This is a genomic window from Okeania sp. SIO2B3 (assembly GCF_010672525.1).
Taxonomy (GTDB): Bacteria; Cyanobacteriota; Cyanobacteriia; order Cyanobacteriales; family Microcoleaceae; genus Okeania.
Genome location: NZ_JAAHGH010000227.1, coordinates 1 through 2,225, shown reverse-complemented (window position 1 = coordinate 2,225; position 2,225 = coordinate 1). Strand labels below are relative to the sequence as shown.

Below are 2,225 nucleotides of genomic sequence, written 5' to 3'. Positions count from 1 at the left end.
TATTACTGGGATAACTCTATTAAGGATTTATCCATAAGCACTCAGTTAGACAGAATACACAAAGATTGTGAGAGCGGTAAGGGATACCCAAACGATATAAATCTATCGACTTGGGGAAGTCTAAGGGATATTGCTCATATTTGACATCCTCTCCGGCCTAAAGGCGCGGAGATTCCTACCGAGCCGAAGCTCCTCAGCGGGTTGACACTTCATTGGCTGCTGCTACTTTGGCAGTAGTCTTACGCTTGCCTCCACGTCCGTTTAAAGTCTCGGACTGCCCGCCCGCGACTAATATATTTATCGCTGCATTCTCGTCTCTATCATGTTTTGCACCACAGTTGAGACACTCCCATTCTCGCACCTGAAGGTCTAACTTTCCACCTTTAAACCCACAATTTGAACAAACTTGAGATGTTGGCTCCCAACGACTAATTACTCTGAAATCACGACCATATTTTTCTGCTTTTCCTTCTAACAGTGTCCTGAATTGCCTCCAACCTAAATCAGATATTACTCTAGATAATTTACGGTTCTTAATCATACCAGAAACGTTTAAATCTTCTAAAATAATTGTTTGGTTTTCACGAATTATTTCAGTAGATAATTTATGTAGAAAATCTGTCCTTGTATCTTTCAGCTTGGCATGGAATTTAGCTACTCTAACCCGTGCTTTTTCATACCTTTTAGAGCCTTTAGTTTTATGAGATAATGACTTACTTAACTTTCTTAATTTTTTAATTCGTTTCTTCAGTGGCTTAGGAGCATCAACCTTTGTACCATCACTAAATGTAGCAAAGGTAGAAATGCCTAAATCTATACCTACTGAATTATCAGTCTGAGGTAAGATTTCTGGTTGTATTTCTACTACAAAACTTAAGAAATATCTATTAGCTGAATCTTTAATTACTGTTACTGATGATGGAGCAGCAGGTAACTCTCTTGACCAAACTATCTTGATTTTTCCAACTTTGGCTAAATAGACTTTATGCTGACCAACTTTAAAACCTCCTTTTGTAAATCTTGCAGTTGCGAGCGACTTTCTACTTTTGAATTTAGGAGGTTTAACAGGTTTACCTTTTCTCTGGCCTTTAGTCGATTTAAAAAAGTTTTGATAAGCCTGGTTTAAATCATTTAAAGATTGCTGCAATGGTATAGCAGAAACTTCTGATAACCATTCTCTGTATTCAGTCTTTTTCGATTGAGTGATAAACTTTTTTTGTAGTTGAGAATTAGTGGGTTTCTTTTCTCCTGATCTATACTGTTGTTGACAACAAGCTAGGCTATCATTCCAAACCACACGGACACAACCAAATAGCTTGGCTAATCGGTATTTTTGTCCGGGTGTGGGATAGATACGATACTTAAATCTAGCTTTCATAATTCCTATTTGAACTAACAGTATGATAACATATTTATAGAAATAAAATCAACTAAAAAGTCGCCCTAGAAGGGCGAGGCTTTAGACCCAAATTTTCGGTAAAAAAGAAGTGAATATGCCACTTGTAAAACTGCAATTTTTACCATAGCTCCGCCACACCTACTCCCAAAGTAGGTTAATTTTTGCTTTGACATCCTCTCGGTATCAACTCAGAGATTATGATGCGGGTTTTTAAGGTGATGTTTTGATAAAATCTCAACTAAACCCAACAACCCAGTTAACAAACCAATAAGCGTATCAACAGATACAAAATCCAGGATTTTTCGGCCAAAAATCTTAACTACCTCAGCCACTTCATGAGCTAATTCAGATGCTTTGACTACTCCCCGTGACTTGAGTCCGGGGAGCAGTCAAAGTAGGTGCTTAATTTTGAGCTAATTTGGGCAAATTAAATCGGTATTGGTTCCAGTGGTGCTAGGGTTTGCTCAAAAATTTCCTGATACTCCTGGGGCAAATACGGTATTAACCCCAGGATAAAATCAAAAATAGTATCAAGTGATACATAATTCAGGAGATTCAGATTATATTCATCTTTAATTATGTCCAGAGTTGAGATGGCTTCAGCAGGGATACCCTCATTTTTAAGGAGTTCCTGCACCTCTAAAGGGAAAAAAGTCTCCGCTGCCCACCTGGCATCCTCTGGTAACGCATCCAAAGTCGTTTGGGGATTATTCCACCTCCTATAAAAAGTATTATTTAGGCACTGGAATAATTGTAAAGCGCGTTTATAACCTCCTAATTTCTTGAATATCTTACTAACCCATCCTTGACTACATCCCATCTCCTT

Annotated in this window: 2 protein-coding genes; both read right to left on the bottom strand. The window is 38.1% G+C overall.

The window, feature by feature from the left end:
* Window positions 1–193: 193 nt before the first annotated feature.
* On the bottom strand, window positions 194–1,378 hold the full coding sequence (locus tag F6K15_RS37795) for an RNA-guided endonuclease TnpB family protein (protein WP_293071218.1): 1,185 nt from the start codon (window positions 1,376–1,378) through the stop codon (window positions 194–196).
* A gap of 448 nt (window positions 1,379–1,826) precedes the next feature.
* Window positions 1,827–2,225, bottom strand: a 399-nt coding sequence (locus F6K15_RS37790) for a hypothetical protein (RefSeq protein ID WP_293071217.1), incomplete at its 5' end; no start/stop codon positions are given.